Here is a 1563-nt window from a genome sequence, read left to right on the forward strand (position 1 = left end):
TAAACCCTGAGAAAAAAGAAGAAATGCGGGCGGCATAAAATTTAACTTGAGGCGACAACTAACTTGAAAAACTCCGCTATTAAATGTTAGTTTTACTAGGAGGTATCGTGCAAGACGACATTAAGCGAGTAGCTCAATCTTTTAAAGATCAAATAAGCTCTCTCACGGATGAGGAGTCAACGGCGCACTTCGAACAACAAAGAGAAAACTATGATAGAGAATATTCTGCTTTCATAGAAAGCTACAATTCTGATGAGTGTTACCTTTGTGGAAAGCCCTTTAAAACGATAAGTAAATCAGAACCATGTGTTCACTGGCTCTTACGCCGAGGTAAATTCAAAAAGAAAGACTTCAGCAAAATTACTGATAAGTTTGATTTCTTCAATATATCTGCATTTTTGAGATGGGTTGCCAATGCTGAGGCTGGCGTAAAAAATATAAACAACCTTAAAGAAGAAAGCAGTGATAGGAAGCTGTTTGAAACAACTATTAAGTGGAAAAATATTGAATGGACATTGGATTGCTCTAAAAACGATTTTGAGGGGCACGCAGGTAGTAAAACTGATTTTCCACACTGGCACTTTCAAATGAGAATAGATGGCAATCAATTTATTAATTTCAATGATTATCATATTCCCTTCTCAAAAGATGATCAGCTAAAGATTACATTAGAGAACGATCCAGAATCAGGGTTCTTGCACACTTTTGGCCCAGGGGGGCAAGGCATGCAGGAGCACATGGATCATTTAGCTGATGACCCAGATGAGTTTATCGAAAATGTATTAACAACCGACAACCCAGAAGACGGCACTGTTCATATGCAGTCCATCGTGAGAGGACCCAAAGGTGGTATTTCTGGCGACAAAATAAATGAAGCGCTAGAAATGGCCCGAAATACAGGAAAATCACTTGCACATTGCTTTAGAGAAACCTTATCAGATGACGAAGGTGTATCAATGTCGACCATTGCAAGTCCTGCTGATAGTGTTCCAGAGATCGCTAAACGGTCAGAGCGCAAGAGAAGATAAAACTAACAAGGCGCTGCTACGGAAAATTTACTCGCTTGCGCTCCTAAATTTCCGCAGCATGGGATTTCAACTTTACAGGGAGTTAACAGGTGCTTATAAAATCACTTCGCTTGATCAATTTTAAAAAATTCGAAGATCAAATATTTGAGTTTAACGATGATGTAAACATCTTTGTTGGTGATAATAATGCTGGGAAAAGTACGGTTCTAGAAGCATTAGAAATTGTACTTAATTTTCAGTATCGCGGTCGTCCGTTCAATCAAGAGTTCTCTCCAGATTTGTTCAATAGTGCTGTGGTTGCAAAGTTTTTAGCTTCCGATAAAAAACCTGAAGACTTACCTGTTCTAGTGATCGAGGCATATATGAAAGATATGCCTGATTATCGAGGTGCAAACAATAGCCTTTTGAAAGATGCGCAAGGGGTTCAGGTCAAAGCAAGCTTCGATCCAGACTTCAGGGCGGAGTTTTTCAAGTTAGTTGTCGCCTCAAGTTAAATTTTATGCCGCCCGCATTTCTTCTTTTTTCTCAGGATTCA

The 1563-nt window shown here is 39.2% G+C and carries 2 protein-coding genes; both read left to right on the top strand.

Features of this window, described 5'->3' with window-relative positions:
• The first annotated feature begins 107 nt into the window (after positions 1 to 107).
• Positions 108 to 1028 (top strand): hypothetical protein, encoded by a 921-nt coding sequence (locus AAEY57_RS19120; RefSeq protein ID WP_350608566.1) that lies wholly within the window; start codon positions 108 to 110, stop codon positions 1026 to 1028.
• Positions 1029 to 1117: 89 nt separating this feature from the next.
• Positions 1118 to 1522 (top strand): AAA family ATPase, encoded by a 405-nt coding sequence (locus AAEY57_RS19125; RefSeq protein WP_350608567.1) that lies wholly within the window; start codon positions 1118 to 1120, stop codon positions 1520 to 1522.
• Positions 1523 to 1563: the final 41 nt, after the last annotated feature.

Origin of the sequence: Pseudoalteromonas sp. MER144-MNA-CIBAN-0113, assembly GCF_040308965.1 — a bacterium.
Lineage (GTDB): Bacteria > Pseudomonadota > Gammaproteobacteria > Enterobacterales > Alteromonadaceae > Pseudoalteromonas > Pseudoalteromonas tetraodonis.